The 996-nt window shown below is 76.0% G+C and carries 1 protein-coding gene; it reads left to right on the plus strand.

All coding sequences use genetic code 11. From position 1 onward, the window contains the following. The coding region (locus G3I40_RS03015; RefSeq protein WP_164300584.1) for an acyltransferase domain-containing protein at positions 1-996 on the plus strand (996 nt) is incomplete at both ends.

Genomic DNA, 996 nt, shown 5'->3' on the forward strand with positions numbered 1-996 from the left:
AGGTTCGGACGACGAGGCCCGCACCGCACTCGCGGCGCTGGCGCGGGGCGAGCGCCCGGCCGGCGTCGTGACCGGCAGGGCGGCGGGATCGGGCGGCCCCGGCAAGGTCGTCTGGGTCTTTCCCGGCCAGGGCTCGCAGCGCGTGGGCATGGGCAGCGAACTGTACGACCGGCACCCGGTGTTCGCCCGCGCCCTCGACGAGGCCTGCACGCACCTGGACGCCGCGCTCTCCGGCCGCGTCGACCACCCGGTGCGCGACGTCGTCCTGGGCAGGCTGAGCGGCAGCACGGAACTCCTGAACCAGACGCTGTTCACGCAGGCGGGCCTGTTCGCCGTCGAGACCGCCCTGTTCCGGCTCGTGGAGTCCTGGGGCGTACGCCCCGACGCGGTCGTCGGCCACTCGGTCGGCGAGATCACCGCCGCACACACCGCGGGAGTCCTGTCGCTGGCCGACGCGGCCCGCCTGGTCGCGGCCCGGGGCCGGATGATGCAGGCCCTGCCGCCGGGCGGCGCGATGGTCGCCGTCGCCGCGAGCGAGGAGGAGACCGCCGGGCTGCTCGGCGACGGCGTCGAGCTCGCGGCCGTCAACGGCCCGTCCTCGGTGGTGCTCTCCGGCGACGAGGACGCGGTCCTCGCGGCGGCCGGCAAGCTGCGCGAGCGGGGCCGCAAGACGAAACGCCTGGTGGTCTCGCACGCGTTCCACTCCCGGCGGATGGAACCGATGCTGGACGCCTTCGCGGCGGAACTGGCCGAGGTCGAGTGGCACGCCCCGCGGATCCCGGTGATCTCGAACGTGACCGGACGCCTCGCCGCCCCCGAGGAACTGGCGAGCGCGCAGTACTGGGCGTCCCATGTGCGCCGCCCGGTGCGGTTCGCGGACGGCATCGCGGCGGCCGTCGAACTCGGCGGCGCCCTGTTCGTGGAGCTCGGCCCGGGCGCGGCCCTGACCGCGCTCGTCGAGGAGACGGCCGCCGCCGCGGGCGCCTCGGCGACCTG

This window comes from Streptomyces sp. SID14478 (assembly GCF_010548525.1).
GTDB lineage: Bacteria > Actinomycetota > Actinomycetes > Streptomycetales > Streptomycetaceae > Streptomyces.